The sequence below is a fragment of the Kitasatospora sp. McL0602 genome (assembly GCF_052076145.1).
GTDB lineage: Bacteria > Actinomycetota > Actinomycetes > Streptomycetales > Streptomycetaceae > Kitasatospora.
In genome coordinates, this window is the sequence record NZ_CP197246.1 from 7,623,828 (window position 1) to 7,641,359 (window position 17,532).

A 17,532-nucleotide genomic window follows, 5' to 3' on the forward strand; every position below is an offset into this window, starting at 1 on the left:
AGGCTCCACGGCGCCGCACGGCGATTGGTTCACGTCCGGGCCGCCGGTGACCCCGTACGAACGCGGCCGCCGCGCACAGCAGGTCCGCGCGCACGACTGCTCCCCGGGGCAGGGCGCCTCCGGGGAGCGGTCGTGCGGTGCGGCCAGGTCAGCCGTCGGAGTCCAGTTCCACCGGGGGCAGATCGCCGAGCTGCGCCCTGCTCAGGCGGACCCGGACGACGCCGTACCGCCAGTCCGTCTCGCTGATGGGGATGGCCACGGTCTTCCTGCCCCACAGGTGCCCCTCCTGCAGCAGCACGTGTGTCACACCGTAGTCCCGGGGGTCGATCACCAGGCCCTGGACCCGGCCGATGTCACCGTCGGTGGCTTCGACCTGGTCGCCGTGGCGGATCTGCACCTCACCGACGGGCACCCGTTCGTGCGTCGTCATCCGCCGCCCGCCGTCGGACATCATCAGGCCGATCCGGCCGACGCCCAGGCCGTAGTACGGGAAGAGCATCGCCTGCCCGGGGGCGTAGCCCAGTTGGTCGGTGACCCCGGGCAGGAACTCCGTCTCCTCGGCCGAGTCCAACCGCTGCACGTCGTCGATGCGGCCGCGCAGGTGGACACTCCCGCCGTCGCCGTCCTCCCCGCTCCCGGCCGGGTGCTCGTCGACCATGGACACCGGCACCAGGCGGTCCGCCGCACGGCCGCCCACCACGAGATGAGTGACCCTGCGCGCCACCGGGTCGATCACCACACGTTCCAGCCGCCCGTATCGGCCGTCCTCGCAGTGGACGTCCGCTCCGATCGCGTACTGCACCGTCGTACTCATGCCTGTTCCCTCCTGAGGTCCGGCTCCGTCCCGATTCCCGGCGACTGCTCAGCGTGCGACCGGAACCCCGCCGGCGGCGACGAGATCACGGTGGTGCTCGACATCGCTCGCCGGCGGGTTGTTCCGGAACACGGATCCGGCCTCCCGTCTCTGACGCCTGTGCGCCGCCGGATGTCGGCGGCGCCCTCAGGGGCGCGACTACCCGCCGATGCCGCTGCCATCCCTTGATCTTCGTAGGGAATCCCGGCCTTCAGGCCGGGCGGGAACGGTTCTTGGCCCGGAGCCGCGCAGCGGCGGAGTTCGCTGGGTTGTCGGTGGCGTGCGTTAGCTTGATCGCGTTGACCGGAGGGGGTGGGTCGGGTGATCAGGGCGTACAAGTTCCTCATGCGACCCACGGTGGGTCAGACGCAGGCGCTGGGCGAGATGCTCCGCGATCACTGCTCGCTGTACAACGGGGCGTTGCAGGAGCGTCGGGACGCCTACCGGCATCCGTCGAGGACGAGCATCAGGTACGGGATGCAGTCCGCTCAGCTGAAGGAGATCCGGGCGTTCGACCCGGAGCGTCAGGGACGTTGGTCGTTCTCCTCGCAGCAGGCGACGCTGCGCCGTCTGGACAAGGCATTCGTGGCGTTCTTTCGCCGGGTCAAGTCCGGTGAGACGCCCGGCTACCCGCGCTTTCGCGGGGTCAACTGGTTCGACACGGTGGAGTTCCCGAAGGACGGGGACGGCTGCCGATGGGACGCCACCCCGCACGACCCGGTGACCCGCGTCCGGTTCCAGGGCGTGGGCTGCGTCAAGGTGCACCAGCACCGCCCAGTGGTTGGCAAGGTCAAGACGATCTCGGTCAAGCGCGAGGGCCGTAAGTGGTTCGTCGTGCTGACCGCCGAACAAGACCGGCCCGAGCCGCTGCCGCCGACCGGCAGTGTGGTCGGCATCGACCTCGGGATTGCGAACTTCCTCGCCGACTCGAACGGCCGGTTCGTCCCCAACCCGCGCCACGGGCGCGGCAACGCCGACAGGCACGAAGCCGCACAACAGAGCCTCGCCCGGTTCCCGCGTGTCCGCCGGGACAAGCGCACCGCGAACCACCGCCGGGCGGTGGAGAAAGTCGCGAAGCTCCATGGCAAGGTGCGCCGCCAGCGCCTCGACCACGCACACAAGACTGCCCTCACCCTGGTCCGTGAGCACGACTTCATCGCGCACGAGAACCTGACGATCCGCACCATGGTCCGAACCGCCGCACCCAAGCCCGACCCCGACCGACCGGGCGCGTTCCTGCCGAACGGCGCGGCGGCGAAGACCGGACTCAACCGCTCGATCCAGGATGCCGGATGGGGGGTGTTCCTCACGATCCTCCACTCCAAGGCTGCAAGCGCCGGGCGCGAAGTGATCGCCGTGGACCCCCGCAACACGTCCCGCCGGTGCCCGCAGTGCGGGCACACCAGCGCGGACAACCGGACCACACAGGCAAAGTTCCACTGCGTCGTCTGCGGCCACCACGCGCACGCAGACACGGTGGGAGCCGTCAACGTTCTACGGGCCGGGCTGGTCCGTCGCAACGCCCAGCAGGGTTAGCGAGAAGCCCCCGGCCTCAGCCAGGGGAGGAGTCACGCGTGAGCCTCTGCCACGAGCTGGCCGTGCCCGGCCGTGACGACCTGCCAGGACAGGTCGGCAGCCGCCGGATCGGCCGACCGCACCGCCGGAGTCAGGAGCTCGGCATGTCGATCTCCGCCCAGACGGCCTTCCCCGGGCCGTCGGTCCGCGGGGTGTGCCCCCAGCGGCTGGCGAGCAGTGCGACAGTGTGCAGGCCGTGGCCACCCGGCCGGCCGGGGGTGTGCGGCACGCGGGGCTGCGGCTGGGCGTCGGCGCGGTCCAGCACCTCGACCCGCAGTCGGCGGCTGGTGGCCGACATGACCAGCTGGTCCACGCCGTCGGCGTGCTGGCAGGCGTTGGTGGCGAGTTCGGAGACCACGAGGAGGACGTCGTCGGCGCGCGCCTGCCGGTCCGGGTCGCTGGTGGGCAGCCAACCCCAGTCCTCCAGCGCCAGCCGGGCGTGGTCCCGGCAGCGTCCGACGGTGCCGGTGACACCGGCGAGGGTCAGCCGGCGGGTCTGGCCCGTCGCGGGCACCCCGGACAGCACGGGACCGTCGGCGGTCCGGGATTCACTGGCACTCATCTGTCCTCGCTCCGACGGCGGTCTGGTTCGGCCAACGGCGGGCCGTCGCCCTGTTGTGTGCTCCTCTGCCCGCTGTGGCGCAGCAGACACCGGTCTCCTGGGTGCCAGCTGTCACTCGTCTTCCCCGGTGTCGCGGCCGTCGGCCGGCCGAGTGCGGGCGGTATGCAGTCCGACGGCCGCTGCCGTGACATCAGGGCGGATGTCGAAGACAGCGTCGGTGCCGGTGATCTCGAAGACCCTGGCGACGGAGGCCTGCAACCCGGCGAGGATCAGCGTCACCCGTGCCTCCGCAGCATCGAGCCGGGCGCCGAGCAGAAGGTTGAGCCCGGTGGAGTCGCAGAACGAGAGGTCGCGGCAGTCCAGCACGACCCGTTCCGCGGCGAGTCCGACCGCCTCGCGCAGTCGCTCGCGCAGGAGGTCCGCGCTGTCGTAGTCGAGCTCACCGGCCGGGGACACCACGACCGTGCCGCCGTCGGTCCGCAGGGCGACGGTGAGCCGCCCGGTGTTCGGGGAGGGGGGCGGCCCGGGTCGGGCGAGATTGTCGCGCATCGCACTCCTTCGGTCGAGTTCGGTCGAGTTCGGTCGAGCCGTCGTCGGGAAGCTGCCTCGTCCAGCGCACAGCACACCGATACGACCATACGGCGGGAGGCCACGCGGCGGGGAGAGAGGCCCCGACACCGCCGGACCACCGGGAGGAGCCGTGAGCAGTTGGTGCCCATCTGGTGAACGGAGGTCTGACCGCGGCATGACGGGGCACACGAACCCCCGTTGCCATCAACGAACGACTACCGGTAGAGGAGAGAACATGCTGACCACCGCGTTCCGCCCGTCGGCCCCTGCCCGCACCGAGGGCGTTCGACCCGTAGGGAGCGGGCCCGTCGGCCCGTCGGCCGGGGAGCTGACCGGACCGGCCGACCTCGCCGGCCTCGCCATTGAGCTGGGGATCAACGCGGAGGACCCGTCGCGGGTCTGCCCGGCCGACGCCCGCCAGCTGTCGAAGGTGCTCTTCGTCCGACTGCGCGCAGCGGAGGAGGGCTCGGCCGAGTACTCCTATGTGCGCGGCACGCTGGTCGAGTTGAACATGGCGCTGGTCAGGTTCGCGGCGAGCCGGTTCGGCCACCGTAAGGAGCCGGTCGAGGACATCGTCCAGGTCGGCACGATCGGCCTGATCAAGGCCATCGACCGTTTCGACCCCGGGTACGACGTGGAGTTCTCCACGTTCGCGCTGCCGACCATCAGCGGTGAGATCAAGCGCTTCTTCCGCGACACCGGCTGGATGGTGCACGTGCCGCGCCGGATGCAGGAGCTGCGCCTGATGCTCGCGAAGGCATCGGACGCGATGGAGCAGGAGTGGGACAGGCTGCCCACCCCGGCGGAGCTGGCAGCACACCTCGATCTGACCGAAGCCGAAGTACGGGAGGGCCTGATCGCGTCGCAGGCCCAGAGCGCCTCCTCGCTCGACGCACCGATACCGGGCGAGGACGCGGCAGGCGGCGGCCCGGTGCTCGCCGACCGGCTGGCCAAGGAGGAGTGGGCCTTCGAGACAGTGCTCTGCCTGGAGACCCTCAAGCCGCTGATCGCGGCACTGCCCGAGCGCGACCGGACGATCCTCGACCTGCGCTTCGGTGCCGAACTGACCCAGGCCGAGATCGGCCGCCGGCTCGGCGTCTCGCAGATGCACGTCTCCCGCCTCCTGAGCCGCGTCCTGGCCGGTCTGCGCGAGGCGCTGCTCGCCGAGAGCTGACCGCCCGCCCACCGCCCGCCCCGAAGCGCGCACCGCCCGCCCCGAAGCTGCCGAAGCGCCGGTCTCCGAGAACATCTCCCGGAGACCGGCGCCGCTCGTCTGCCCACCGGCCCAGCCGGGGCTAGTCGTAGTAGCGCCGTTCCTCGACGACCTCGTCCGGTCCGGTCCGGCCCGTGAACCGTCGGCGCCTCAGGACACTTGCGTACGTGAACAGGCCGAGCAGTCCGGCCGCCATCACGATCCAGCCCACCACGTGCACGTTCACACCGGACACATGCCAGTCGACCCCGAAGGCCAGCACAGCACCGACGGCGAACAGCAGGACGCAGCCTCCGATACCCATATCTCTCCACTCCTCTTCGCAGGGACTGGAGTTCGGCTGCCCCCGATTCGGGGAACGACACCTGACCGGCCGCCACCACGGCCGGATCCGCACGGTTCAGCGCACCCGTACGCCGATCAGGCAGGTGTCGTCGTCGGTGTCCGCGTTGGTGTGCCGCAGCAGGAGGTCGAGCCGCTGCTCCAGGTCGGTCGGCTCCCCGGACAGGTTGGGCATCCGGGCGACGGCCAGCAGGTTGTCGAGGGAGTCCTCCACGGAGCGGTCCCGACGCTCGATCAGTCCGTCGGTGTACATCATCAGCATGTCGCCGGCCTCCAACTGGGCCTCACCCTCCTCGTAGTCGGTCCGGTCGACGGCACCGAGCAGGATGCCGCCGAGCATGGGAAGGGTGCTCGCCTGACCGTCACGCAGCAGAACCGGCGGGAGATGCCCGGCCCGCGCCCAGCGGAGCCGGCGCGTCCCGGGGTGGTAGAGGCCGCAGACGGCGGTGGCGGTGACGCTGTCCGTCAGGTGGTGGGTGACGCTGTTGAGCCACGCCAGGAGCTGGGCCGGGCCGGCGCCGGTGGCCGCCAGGCCGCGCAGGGCATTGCGCAGGGCGACCATGCCGGTGGCGGCCTCGATGCCGTGACCGGCCACGTCCCCGACGCACAGCAGCACCTCACCGCTGGGCAGCTCCACCGCGTCGTACCAGTCGCCGCCGACCAGGTGATCCTCCTCCGCCGGGCGGTAGCGCACCGCGACGTGCAGGTCGTGGAGGTCCAGCGGGCCGCGGCTGGGCGGCATGATGGCGTGCTGGAGCTGGAGGGCGAGGCGGCTGCGCTCGGCGGACTGCTGTTCGGTCTGGGCGAGTTGGTCGCGGGTGGCCGCCAGGGCGACCTCCGTCCAGTGCTGCGCCGAGACGTCCTGGTACGCGCCCCGGACGGCCGTGATGCGCGAGTTGTCGTCCAGGACGGGTTCGGCGACCACCCGGATGTGGCGGGCTATGCCGTCGGCGCGCTGCAACCGGAAGGCGGTCGACGCGGGGCGCTGGTGGTGCAGCAGGCTGCGCAGGAAGCGGCCGATGGCGTGCTCGTCGTCCGGGTGGGCGCGGGCGGCCAACTGCTCCAGGGCGACGGGCTGCGCGGTGGGCGGCAGGCCGTGCAGCTCGAAGAGGGTGTCGTTCCAGGCGATCTCACGGGTGAGCAGGTTCTCCTCGAACCCGCCGATCCGGCCCAGCCGCTGGGCATGCTGCAGCAGACTGGCCACCTTCGGGGCGCTGTCCTCCAGCTTCCAGACGACCACGACGTGCTCACCCGACCGGCTGACGCTCACCCTGGCCTGGGTCGCCAGCGGCACGCCGTCGACCAGCGCCGCCAGCCGCATCCGGTCGGTGCGGAACGGTTCACCGGTCGCAAGGACGTGCTCCACCTTCTCGAACAGCCCGCCCGGCTCGGCGGCCAGCGGGTACGCGTCCAGGAAGCGGGCGCCGGTGATGACGTTCCGCGGCCGCCCTGCGAAGTCGACGAAGCCCGCGTTGACGTGCCGGACGAGGAAGTCGGCCAGGGTCTGTGTCTCGTCGAGGAGCGGCCGCAGCACCAGGCAGGGGTCGTTGAGCCCGTCGGTGAGCTCCAACAGCTCGGCGAGGTGCGGATCGGCTGCCTGCTCGGCCCCCTGCTCGGCCGTGCTGCCGTAGGCCGACGCGGGCCGGGCCTCCAGCACGGTGGCGCACAGTGCGGCCAGCACCTCGAACTGGCGTTGCACGGGCTGAGGTTGAGCGGGGAGCGGGCCGGCCCAGCAGATCTCCAGGACCCCGATGACCCGGCCGCCGGTGCCGGCCGGCACCGCCAGCCGCCCGCCGCCCAGTTCCCGCTGCCCGATCGACGGGAGCGCGGCGCTCACGAGCGTGTCGTAGCCCGTGGTGGCCCGGTTGTCGAGGGCCTGCCGGGCTGGCGTGGGGACGCCGGGCGGCACGTGCCGCCAGCGCTCGGGCTCCTCGTCGGCGAAGCCGGCACTTCCGGCCAGCGACAGGGACTGGTCGGGGTGGGCCGCCCAGATGGCGACCGCCCTCGCACCGAGCGGCCGCAGCGCGTGCTCCAGGATCGAGTGCGCCACCGTACGGGCGTCGCCGCCGCCCAGGGCGCCCGCCTCCGCGCTGCGCAGCCGCAGGCCCACCGAGGGGGAAGAGAGCCCGGCCGTCGCGGCGACGAAGCCCGGGGTGATCTCGGCGATCCGGTCGCGGGAGGCCTGGTTGACCAGATCCGCGGCCAGTTCGAGGGGCGCTCCGCCGGCCTGGACGGCCAGGCTCTCCAGCTGTCGGGCCGCCTCCGTCGGGCTGCAGCCCAGCCGCTCGACCAGGATGCCCCTGGCGAGGTCGATCAGCGCCCGGCCGTCCGCCGCCGCCTGGGCCTGCCGGAGCTCGCCGCGAAGCCGCTCGACACTGTCGGCCAGCCGGACGGTCGGGCCTTCCGGGCCCCCGGATTCGTCGGTGCCGAGCACCACGTTCGCTCCTCATCGGTCGACGGTTGAACGGTTCGGCAGTCGCTACAAGCCCAGCTGCCGCTTGATCCGGGCGATCAGATCGCTCGCGTCCACCGGCTTGGTGACGTAGTCGGAGGCGCCGGAGGCCAGGCTCTTCTCACGGTCCCCGATCATGGCCTTCGCGGTGACGGCGATGATCGGGAGCATGGCGTGGGCGGGCATCGCGCGGATGGCGGAGGTGGCCGCGTACCCGTCCATCTCCGGCATCATGACGTCCATCAGGATCGCGTCGATCTCGTCGTGCTCGGCGAGCGCGTCGAGAGCGGCACGGCCGTTCTCGGCCTGCAGCACCCGCACTCCGTGGAGTTCGAGGATGCCGGTGATGGCGTAGAGGTTGCGGTCGTCGTCGTCGACCACCAGCACGGTGCGGCCCGCGAGCGCGCTGTCGACGCCCTGGCCGACCGCGCGCTCGGCCGTGGCCGACTCCTCGGCGCGGACCAGCGGAAGTACGTCGCCGGGCTGCTCGGCGCTCAGGTGGAGGGCGATCCGCTCGCGCAGCTCGTCGAGACTGGAGATGAGCTCCAGGGGCCGTCCGGCGGCGAGCTCCTGCAAGGCCCGCTCCTGCTCGGTGCCCAGTCGGCGGTTGTTGTGCGCCAGCACCGTCACCCCGTTCAGCGCCGCGTCCCGGGCCATCTCCTCCAGGAGGCCGAGGGCGGCGCCGTCGGGCAGGTCGAGTTCGAGGACCATGCAGTGGCACGGCGTGGTGGCCAGGGCCCCGGCCGCCTCCTGCGCCCCGATCGCGGTGATGATCTCGACCGGCCCGCGCAGCCCGCTGAGCTCCGCGTGGCCGGTCAGATCGGCGACGGCGCTCTCCGCGACGAGCGAGAGCAACCCGTGCGGACGCTCCTCGACGACCAGCAGCCGCTTGGCCTGCACCGGATCGCCCACGACCTCGGCGCCCCGGCGTGGATCGTGCCCGCCCGCTTCGGCGGTGACCACCTCGGCCGGCGTGGTCTCCGGCACCGCCCGGCCGCTCTGAGCGCTCTGAGTGCTCTGCGTGCTCAGCTCGGCGAAGTCGGGCCGGGCGACGGGCAGGTAGAGCGTGAACACGCTGCCCTGCCCCGGCGTGCTCTCGGCGGTGACGGCGCCGCCGAGCAGCAGGGCGATCTCGCGGCTGATCGACAGGCCCAGCCCGGTGCCGCCGTACTTGCGGCTGGTCGTGCCGTCGGCCTGCTGGAAGGCGCTGAAGACAGTCTCCAGATGCTGCGGGGCGATGCCGATGCCGGTGTCCACCACGCCGAACGCGACGACCGGCCCACCACGCCGGGCGGCCTCGGGCGCCCGCGACTCCTCGACCATCTCGATGCGCAGTTCGACGCTGCCCCGCTCGGTGAACTTCACCGCGTTGGAGAGCAGGTTGCGCAGCACCTGGCGCAGCCGGTAGTCGTCGGTGAGCAGCTCCGCCGGTACGTCGGAGGCCGTCCGGACGGCGAAGGCGAGGCTCTTCTGGCTGGTCAGCGGCCGGAAGGTGGCCTCCACGTAGTCGAGCAGCTGGTGCATCGGGATGCGTTCGGGGCTGACGTCCATCTTCCCGGCCTCGACCTTCGAGAGGTCGAGGATGTCGTTGATCAGCTGGAGCAGGTCCGAGCCCGCGGAGTGGATGATCCCGGCGTACTCGACCTGCTTGGCCGTCAGGTTCCGCCCCGGGTTCTGGGCGAGCAACTGGGCGAGGATCAGAAGGCTGTTGAGCGGGGTGCGCAGCTCGTGGCTCATGTTGGCCAGGAATTCGGACTTGTACGTCGAGGCGAGCGAGAGCTGGTGCGCACGGTCCTCCAGCTCCTGGCGGGCCTGCTCGATCTCCAGGTTCTTGGTCTCGATGTCGCGGTTCTGGGCGGCGAGCAGCTCGGCCTTGTCCTCCAGCTCGGCGTTCGAGGACTGCAACTCCTCCTGGCGGGCCTGCAGTTCCTCCGACCGTGTGCGGAGTTCGGCGGTCAGGCGCTGGGATTCGCCGAGCAGTTCGTCGGTGCGGGCGTTGGCGACGATGGTGTTGACGTTGACACCGATCGCCTCCCGCAGCTGCTCCAGGAAGTCGCGGTGCACCTGCGTGAAGGCGTGCACGGTGGCGAACTCGATGACGCCGAGCACCTGTCCCTCGACCACGAGGGGCAGCACGACCAGGGAGACCGGCTCGGTGTGTCCGAGCCCGGAGGAGACCTTCACGTATCCGGCCGGGAGCCGGTCGACGGCGATGGTGCGCTGGCTGCGCGCCGCCTGGCCGACGAAGGACTGCCCGAGCTCGAAGCGCGTCCCGGTGGCCTCCTCCGGGCGGGCGTAGGAGCTGATCAGGTTGAGGTAGGTGGTCTCGGCGGTCTCCTCGGCGAGGTAGAAGGCGCCGTACTGGGCGGAGACCAGGGGCGTGAGTTCGTCCATGATCAGTTCGGCGACGACCGCTAGGTCGCGGCGGCCCTGCATCAGGCCGGAGATGCGGGCGAGGTTGGACTTCAGCCAGTTCTGTTCCTCGTTGGCGCGGGTGGTCCGGCGCAGGGACTCGACCATGAAGTTGATGTTGTCCTTGAGGTCGGCGACCTCTCCGGAGGCGTCGACGGTGATCGAGCGGGTCAGGTCGTCGGCCGCGACCGCGCTGGTGACCTCGGCGATCGCGCGGACCTGGCGGGTGAGGTTGCCGGCCAGCTCGTTCACGTTCTCGGTCAGCCGCTTCCAGGTGCCCGACACGCCCTCGACCTCGGCCTGCCCGCCGAGGCGCCCCTCGCTGCCGACCTCGCGCGCGACCCGGGTCACCTCGGCGGCGAACGAGGAGAGCTGGTCGACCATCGTGTTGATGGTGGTCTTCAGCTCCAGGATCTCGCCCCGTGCGTCGACGTCGATCTTCCGGGTCAGGTCGCCGTTGGCGACGGCGGTGGTCACCTGGGCGATGTTGCGCACCTGGCTGGTCAGGTTGTGCGCCATGAAGTTGACGTTGTCGGTGAGGTCCTTCCACGTCCCGGCGACGTTCGGCACCCGGGCCTGCCCGCCGAGGGTGCCCTCGGTGCCGACCTCGCGGGCGACTCGAGTCACCTCGTCGGCGAACGCGGAGAGCGTGTCGACCATGGTGTTGATCACACCGGCCAGCGCGGCGACCTCGCCCTTGGCCTCGACGTTGATCTGCTGCGACAGGTCGCCCTTGGCGACGGCGGTCGCGACCTGGGCGATCGACCGCACCTGACCGGTGAGGTTGGAGGCCATCACGTTGACGTTGTCGGTCAGGTCCTTCCAGGTGCCGGAGGCGCCCCGGACGGTGGCCTGGCCGCCGAGATTGCCCTCGGTGCCGACCTCGCGGGCGACTCGGGTCACCTCGTCCGCGAAGGCGCTCAGCTGGTCGACCATCGTGTTGATGGTCTCCTTCAGCTCCAGGATCTCGCCCCGCGCGTCCACCCGGATCTTCTGCGACAGATCACCCTTGGCGACGGCGGTGGTCACCTCCGCGATCGAGCGGACCTGCGCCGTCAGGTTGTCGGCCATCACGTTGACCGATTCGGTGAGGTCGCGCCAGGTGCCCGACACGTCGCGTACGTCGGCCTGGCCGCCGAGCCGACCCTCGGTGCCGACCTCGCGGGCGACCCGGGTGACCTCCCCGGCGAAGGCGCTCAGCTGGTCGACCATCGTGTTGATGGTGTCCTTGAGCTCCAGGATCTCGCCCCGGGCGTCCACGTTGATCTTCTGCGAGAGGTCGCCCTTGGCGACGGCGGTGGCGACCTGGGCGATCGAGCGCACCTGCGCGGTGAGGTTGCCCGCCATGAAGTTGACCGAGTCGGTGAGGTCGCGCCAGGTGCCCGACACGTCGCGTACGTCGGCCTGGCCGCCGAGCCGTCCCTCGGTGCCGACCTCGCGGGCCATCCGGGTGACCTCACCGGCGAAGGCGCTCAGCTGGTCGACCATCGTGTTGACGGTGTTCTTCAGTTCCAGGATCTCGCCCCGGGCGTCCACAGTGATCTTCTGCGAGAGGTCGCCCTTGGCGACGGCCGTGGTCACCTGGGCGATGTTGCGGACCTGGTCGGTGAGGTTGCCCGCCATGAAGTTGACCGAGTCGGTCAGATCCCGCCAGGTGCCGCCGACCCCGGGCACCTGCGCCTGCCCGCCGAGCCGTCCCTCGCTGCCGACCTCGCGGGCGACCCGGGTCACCTCGTCCGCGAAGGCGCTCAGCTGGTCGACCATCGTGTTGACGGTGTCCTTGAGCTCCAGGATCTCGCCCCGGGCCGCGACATCGATCTTCTGCGACAGGTCGCCCTTCGCCACCGCCGTGGCGACCTGGGCGATGTCCCGGACCTGCGTGGTGAGGTTGCCGGCCATCGCGTTGACCGAGTCGGTCAGGTCCTTCCAGGTGCCCGAGACACCCGGCACGTCCGCCTGGCCGCCCAGCCGTCCGTCGGTGCCGACCTCCCGGGCGACCCGGGTCACCTCGGAGGTGAAGAGCGAGAGCTGGTCGACCATCCCGTTGAACACCGTGGCGATCTCGCCCAGCAGGCCGTCGGCGTCGCCCGGCAACCGGGTGCCGAAGTCGCCGTCCCGCACCGCCGTGAGGCCCGCCAGCAGCCGGCGCAGCTCCGGCTCGCCGACCTGGGCCGGGCCCGCACCCTGCGGCCTCCGCCGCTCCGGAACGGTGTTGGACTTCGTCGAGCCAGCCATCGAATGTCGCCTCCGTAGAACGCCGGGCCTGTCGGCCGCCGCCTCGGCTGCTCCACCCGTGACGCACATCGCATCGCTCGGCGGGCACCGTCACGGCACCGGCACCACCCGGCACGTGAACGCACCGCCGAGGAGGCTACCCCAGCCCTTTCACCGCACGCGACCCTCCGGGCGAGCCCGGCCTCCGCGACGGCGATCGCTGCGAAGAGCCCGCACCACTGCGCGTCTGCGGCTAACCTCCGGCCAGTCTCCGGCCGCTCTCTTCCCGTCGCGTCAGGCGGCCGACCTCATGCGCCGGGTGCTGCCGGCGAGCAGGCGGTAGCGCTCGTCCTCCGTCAGACCGCCCCACACGCCGTAGCGTTCACGGGCCTCCAGCGCGTAGCGCCGGCACTCGATCCTGACGGGGCACTCCGCGCAGACGGCCTTGGCGGCGTCCTCGCGGGAGTCGTGGGCTTCGCCGCGCTCGCCCGCCGGATGGAAGAAGAGCCGGTTGTCGGCCTCGCGGCAGGCGCCGCGCAGCTGCCAGCTCCAGCAGTGGTCGAAGGCTCCGGGCAAGTGAGAGACGTTCGCCATGGCAAGGGTCCTTCCGATGTCGATTCCGATGTCGATGAACGCTGACCACTCGCTCGTATAGCCCGGATCGGAGAGAACATTCACGCGGACGCGGGCTCTCCGGGGGTTCCTGCGGTCAGCCTCCGCTCTCGGCGTCCGTGTCGGCGTCCGTGTCGGGGTGGCCCGGCGGGTGGAAGCAGGCGCTGATGGTCTTCCCGTCGGCCTGCCGGTAGGCCAGCCAGCTGTCGGCGACGGTGTCGACGATGGCGAGACCCCGCCCGTTGGGCCGGTCGGCATCGGGGGAGCGCGGGCTCGGGAGCTCCGCGGAGGAGTCGTGGATGCTGACGTGCAGGGCCCGGTTGTCCCACAGCAGGACGAGCTGGGCGCTGCTGTGTGCGTGGACATGCGCGTTGGTGATCAGCTCCGACACCGTCAGGAGTACGTCGTCCACGATTCCCGGCGCCTCGGACGCCCACCCCAGGCCCTCCAGGTGTCCGCGAGTCCAGTGCCGCGCCGCCCGCACGCCGTGGCTGGCCGGGAAGGATCGAGCCCATCCGGTGGCTCTCATCGACCGTCGACCCATAGCCCGCCTCCGCGTCCAGCTGGTGAGGTTCACGTCATCCGCGTACCCCGGCAGGGCGCTCCTAAGGGCCCGGACGGCGAAGGGCGCGCCTTTCGCCTGGTCGCAGGGTTGCCGCCGACGCGGTGTGAGATCGCTGACCAGGGGTAGCCGAAGAAGCGGGCCTGGAGTTCATGTCCGCTCCCGGCACCGGCCGGCGCCGAGCCGACCGCACGTGCGATGACCAGCCCGACACTCGGAAAGAGGTCCTCCTATGCTTCCCGTCGTACTCGTTCTGCTTCTCGCCCTGGTCCTGGGCGGTCTGGGATTCGCCATCCACGTCCTCTGGTGGATCGCGCTGATCGTCCTCGCACTCTGGCTGCTGGGGTTCGTCTTCCGCGGCTCGAGCGCCGGCGCCTCCCGCGGCCGTTGGTACCGCTGGTAGGGCTGCCGGCGCTGACAGCGCGCACCCGGGCCGTTCCTGCCGCCGCCCTGCCGCCGCCGGACGGCGGTCAGGCTGCGCGCTTGCCCGGAAGCAGCGCGCTGTCCTGGTCGGCCTTCTCGGTGAGCAGCCGCAATGGCGGCTGAGGCTGGGGGGCCCGGGGCGGGGCGAACATGCGCTCCTCGAAGCGGGCCAGCAGGATCACCGCGGCAAGCAGCCCGGGGGGTATCAGCAGGGCGAACGCGATCATGATCGGCCTCCTGGGACGAGACTAGGTCCCGGGGCGCCTGCCCGCACTTCGCCCTCGAATGCGCCGATCGGCGGGCCGAATGGGGGAGAGTGTGATGACCGGTGGCTGTACGAACAGAGGGGGAGTGGTCATGGCACTGCGTCCGGGTCGGCGTGGGGTTCTTGCCGGGGCTGCCGCGGTGACTCTCACCAGCGTTCTCCCCGCCGGGGGAAGGGCTTTCGCGGAGGGGGTCGCCGGGCAGCTGCGGGCCCTCGAGCAGGCGCACTCCGCGCGGCTGGGGGTCTTCGCCCGAGACGCGATCACGGGCCGGACCGTGCTGTACCGCGCGGACGAGCTGTTCCCGATGTGCTCGACGTTCAAGACGATCGCGGTCGCTGCGGTCCTGAGGGACCTCGACCGGGGCGGCGAGTTCCTCGCCAAGTGCATCCGCTACACAGAGAAGGACGTCACGGAGTCGGGCTACGCGCCGATCACCGGGCTGCCCGGCAACCTCGCCGACGGCATGACCGTCGCGGCCCTGTGCGCGGCTGCCATCGAGTACAGCGACAACACCGCGGCGAACCTCCTGCTACGCGAGCTGGGCGGCCCCGCCGCGGTCACCCGCTTCTGCCGTTCCCTCGGCGACGAGGTGACCCGCCTCGACCGGTGGGAGCCCGCACTGAACTCGGCGGAGCCGGGGCGCGTGACGGACACCTCCAGCCCCCACGCGATCGGCCGGACCTACGCCCGCCTCGCCCTGGGCACCGCCCTCGGACCGCAGGACCGCCGACGGCTGACCGGTTGGCTCCTGGCCAACACGACCGGCGGCAACCGCCTCCGCGCAGGACTGCCCGCCGACTGGACCGTCGCGGACAAGACCGGCACCGGCGCCTACGGCACCACCAACGACGTCGGCATCACCTGGCCGCCCGGCCGGGGACCGATCGTGCTCGCCGTCCTGTCCACCAAGCCCGACGCCGCCGCACCCGCCGACGAGCCACTGATCGCCGCCACCGCCTCCGTCCTGGCAGCAGCCCTGGCCTGAGGCCCTCGTACGAGAATCCCTCGTCAAGGCGGACCGACCAGGTGATCCCGGTTTGATTCTTCGCCGTAAACCCCGGCGTTTACGCCGGGGACAAGGCGGTCCTTGGCCCGGAGTCGCGCAGCGGCGTAGGTCTCTGCGTTGTCAGTGGCCCGTACTAGGGTGATCAACATCAGCTCGAAGGGGGGTGTTCCGTGCTGCAAGGCCGCAGGTATCGGCTTGAACTGACTGATGATCAGGGCGTGTTGTGTCTGACGTTCGGTGACATATGCCGGTCGGTGTGGAACACCGGTCTTGAGCAGCGCCGGGAGTACCGGCGGCGTGGGGCGTGGATGAACTACGTGCCGCAGGCCGGCGAGCTGGCGGATGCGAAGCGTGAGTTCCCGTGGCTCGCCGATGCCCCCTCGCACGTGTTGCAGCAGACCTTGAGGGACTTGGACCGGGCGTGTAGGGATCATGGGACGTTCGGGGTGCGGTGGCGGTCGAAGGCGCGTTGGGCGCCGTCGTTCCGGTTCCCTGCCGGGAATCTGATCACGGTCGAGCGGATCGGCCGCAAGTGGGGCAGGGCGAAGCTCCCGAAGCTGGGATGGGTCCGGTTCCGCTGGTCGCGTCCGCTCGGTGGCGCGGTGCGGTCCGCGACCGTTGTCCGTCAGGGACGGTCCTGGTTCGTGTCGTTCCTGGTCGAGACCGGTATCGCGACGCCGGAACGGCACGCGATGCCGTACACCGTCATCGGGATCGACCGGGGCGTGAAGGTCGCCGCGACCACCTCCAACGGCGAGTTCCTTGACCGGCCGTACGTCACGACGGGTGAGGCTGCACGGCTTCGCCGGTTGCAGCGGAAGCAGTCCCGGCAGAAGCGTGGGAGCGCCCGGCGTGCGGCTACGGTGACGGCGATCAACGCTGTCGCCGGCCGTGTCCGCGACCGGCGCGCGGACTTCTGTGCGCAGACCGCAGCCACCCTGACCGCGATGAATGCCGTCGTGGTGCTGGAAGATCTGCGGACGCGCAACATGACCGCGTCCGCGAGGGGCACGGTCGAGCGGCCCGGCGTGAACGTGGCGCAGAAGCGGGGTCTGAACCGGGCCGTCCTGGACAAGGGATGGCACATGCTCGAACTCGCGCTCCGCAACGCGGCGCGCTCCACTGGAACGCAGGTCGTGCTGGTTCCGGCGGCGTACACCTCCCAGACGTGCCACGCGTGCAAGCACGTGGACCCGAAGTCACGCGAGAGCCAAGCCGACTTCGAGTGCACTGCTTGCGGACACTGCGCGCATGCTGACGTGAACGCTGCGAAGAACATCAAGGCCGCCGGGCAGGCGGTCTCAGGGCGTGGAGACCTCGGGGTTGCCCGGTCTGTGAAGCGCCAACCACCGGCGACGCGCAAACGCACGGGGCGAAGCCCTCGCGCGGAACGCGCGGCCGGAATCCCCGTCCTTTAGGGCGGGGAGGAAGTCAAACTCCGTGTTCATGAAGCGCGATGAGCTCCAACCGGAGGTGCTGGTCAACCCGGCATTGCAGCGAGTCCTGGCCCGGCCCGGCGGGCAGGAGCTGCTGGACACGCTGACTGACGGCATGTCCGGCAGCGATCTGACCACCCTGCTGCTTGAGGTGTTCCGGCGCCGAGCCGACCGGCTCTCGCCGGCCGAGGTCATGCGGCGCTACCGCAGTGATCGATTCGTGGCGCCCGCACCGATCAGCCTCACCGCACTACGCCGCGCCGAAGACGCCTTGGTGTCCGCTCTGCCCGACGGCTTCGAGACCCTCGTGCTCGCCCCGGTCCTGCCCCTGGCAGCACACTCCGCCGTCGCCACCGTCGATCCGCGCAAGGTGATCGCGACGGTCCGCGGGAGCGAGGTCGCCGCCGACCCGACGAGCGCATTGGCTCTGGAGGCATCCGTGCGACGTTCGCTGGCTCTGGCCTCCGAGCCTCGTTCATGTCTGCCGGTACGACTGGCGGCCAGTCAGCGAGTCACGCGCGCACAACACTTCCAGAGCCCAGGCATGCTCGCCCACTTCCAGCTCTTCGGCCTGGTGACCGCCGGCCGAGACACCGGCAACCGCGCCTTCGAGTACCAGCAGCTGAGCGAACACCTGCAGTTCGCCGCGCGGGCGCTGGCCGCCGCAGGGGCGCAGCACACGCAGATCCGGCTCACCTGCCTGGAGGAAGCGAGCGGCCCGATCGCCGAACGGATGAGTGCTGACCTCGCCCCACTTCCCGGAGTTTCCGTCGTCGAGGACCCCGACCGAACGACGGGACGCGGCTACTACACCGGCCTGTGCTTCAAGGTCTGCACCAGCATCCAAGACGAGCAAGTGGAAGTCGGCGACGGGGGCTTCGTCGACTGGAGCCAGCTCTTCACCGGCAACCGAAAGGAACGCCTACTGATCAGCGGATTCGGTGTCGAGCAACTCGCCAGGACGCTGGCTTACTCCGACGCGCCGGTCGGCCTGGCCCCAAGCCGCTGATCCGCCTGAGGTGACGTGGCAGAAC

At 70.9% G+C, this 17,532-nt stretch carries 15 protein-coding genes; 6 read left to right on the forward strand and 9 right to left on the reverse strand.

Annotated features, from left to right (window positions below):
• Nucleotides 1–148: 148 nt before the first annotated feature.
• Nucleotides 149–814, reverse strand: a complete 666-nt coding sequence (locus ACR68M_RS34535) for a hypothetical protein (protein WP_441248116.1) — start codon at nt 812–814, stop codon at nt 149–151.
• Nucleotides 815–1,174: 360 nt separating this feature from the next.
• Between ACR68M_RS34535 and ACR68M_RS34540 the strand changes: the two genes are divergently transcribed.
• A complete protein-coding gene (locus ACR68M_RS34540) occupies nt 1,175–2,389 on the forward strand; it encodes an RNA-guided endonuclease InsQ/TnpB family protein (RefSeq protein ID WP_441248117.1) in 1,215 nt (404 codons plus the stop codon).
• A gap of 130 nt (nt 2,390–2,519) precedes the next feature.
• Here ACR68M_RS34540 and ACR68M_RS34545 read toward each other — a convergent pair whose 3' ends face one another.
• Nucleotides 2,520–2,990, reverse strand: coding sequence for an ATP-binding protein (locus ACR68M_RS34545; protein WP_441248118.1), 471 nt, complete (start codon nt 2,988–2,990; stop codon nt 2,520–2,522).
• A gap of 111 nt (nt 2,991–3,101) precedes the next feature.
• Entirely contained in the window at nt 3,102–3,539 is a 438-nt protein-coding gene (locus ACR68M_RS34550; RefSeq protein ID WP_441248119.1) for an STAS domain-containing protein, read from the reverse strand.
• Between the two features lie 256 nt (nt 3,540–3,795).
• Between ACR68M_RS34550 and ACR68M_RS34555 the strand changes: the two genes are divergently transcribed.
• Nucleotides 3,796–4,734, forward strand: a complete 939-nt coding sequence (locus ACR68M_RS34555; protein WP_441248120.1) for an RNA polymerase sigma factor SigF — start codon at nt 3,796–3,798, stop codon at nt 4,732–4,734.
• 121 nt (nt 4,735–4,855) lie between these two features.
• Here ACR68M_RS34555 and ACR68M_RS34560 read toward each other — a convergent pair whose 3' ends face one another.
• From ACR68M_RS34560 to ACR68M_RS34580, 5 genes are all read right to left on the reverse strand, one after another.
• On the reverse strand, nt 4,856–5,077 hold the full coding sequence (locus ACR68M_RS34560) for a DUF6458 family protein (protein WP_441248121.1): 222 nt from the start codon (nt 5,075–5,077) through the stop codon (nt 4,856–4,858).
• Nucleotides 5,078–5,173: 96 nt separating this feature from the next.
• The gene (locus tag ACR68M_RS34565; protein WP_441248122.1) at nt 5,174–7,552 is read right to left on the reverse strand and encodes a SpoIIE family protein phosphatase; all 2,379 of its coding nucleotides are present in this window, start codon (nt 7,550–7,552) and stop codon (nt 5,174–5,176) included.
• A 42-nt stretch (nt 7,553–7,594) separates the two neighbouring features.
• A complete protein-coding gene (locus tag ACR68M_RS34570; RefSeq protein WP_441248123.1) occupies nt 7,595–12,214 on the reverse strand; it encodes a HAMP domain-containing protein in 4,620 nt (1,539 codons plus the stop codon).
• A gap of 273 nt (nt 12,215–12,487) precedes the next feature.
• Nucleotides 12,488–12,787, reverse strand: coding sequence for a WhiB family transcriptional regulator (locus tag ACR68M_RS34575; protein WP_441248124.1), 300 nt, complete (start codon nt 12,785–12,787; stop codon nt 12,488–12,490).
• Between the two features lie 115 nt (nt 12,788–12,902).
• Nucleotides 12,903–13,349 (reverse strand): ATP-binding protein, encoded by a 447-nt coding sequence (locus tag ACR68M_RS34580; RefSeq protein WP_441248125.1) that lies wholly within the window; start codon nt 13,347–13,349, stop codon nt 12,903–12,905.
• Between the two features lie 250 nt (nt 13,350–13,599).
• Between ACR68M_RS34580 and ACR68M_RS34585 the strand changes: the two genes are divergently transcribed.
• Nucleotides 13,600–13,770 (forward strand): hydrophobic protein, encoded by a 171-nt coding sequence (locus ACR68M_RS34585; protein WP_441248126.1) that lies wholly within the window; start codon nt 13,600–13,602, stop codon nt 13,768–13,770.
• A gap of 67 nt (nt 13,771–13,837) precedes the next feature.
• Here the strand turns inward: ACR68M_RS34585 and ACR68M_RS34590 are convergent, their stop codons facing one another.
• The gene (locus tag ACR68M_RS34590; protein ID WP_441248127.1) at nt 13,838–14,017 is read right to left on the reverse strand and encodes a hypothetical protein; all 180 of its coding nucleotides are present in this window, start codon (nt 14,015–14,017) and stop codon (nt 13,838–13,840) included.
• Nucleotides 14,018–14,147: 130 nt separating this feature from the next.
• Between ACR68M_RS34590 and bla the strand changes: the two genes are divergently transcribed.
• The 3 genes from bla (at nt 14,148) to ACR68M_RS34605 (ending at nt 17,507) form a co-directional block, all read left to right on the forward strand.
• Entirely contained in the window at nt 14,148–15,041 is an 894-nt protein-coding gene (gene bla / locus ACR68M_RS34595; protein ID WP_441248128.1) for a class A beta-lactamase, read from the forward strand.
• Between the two features lie 191 nt (nt 15,042–15,232).
• Nucleotides 15,233–16,480, forward strand: a complete 1,248-nt coding sequence (locus tag ACR68M_RS34600; RefSeq protein ID WP_441248129.1) for an RNA-guided endonuclease InsQ/TnpB family protein — start codon at nt 15,233–15,235, stop codon at nt 16,478–16,480.
• A gap of 28 nt (nt 16,481–16,508) precedes the next feature.
• Entirely contained in the window at nt 16,509–17,507 is a 999-nt protein-coding gene (locus tag ACR68M_RS34605; protein WP_441248130.1) for a hypothetical protein, read from the forward strand.
• Nucleotides 17,508–17,532: the final 25 nt, after the last annotated feature.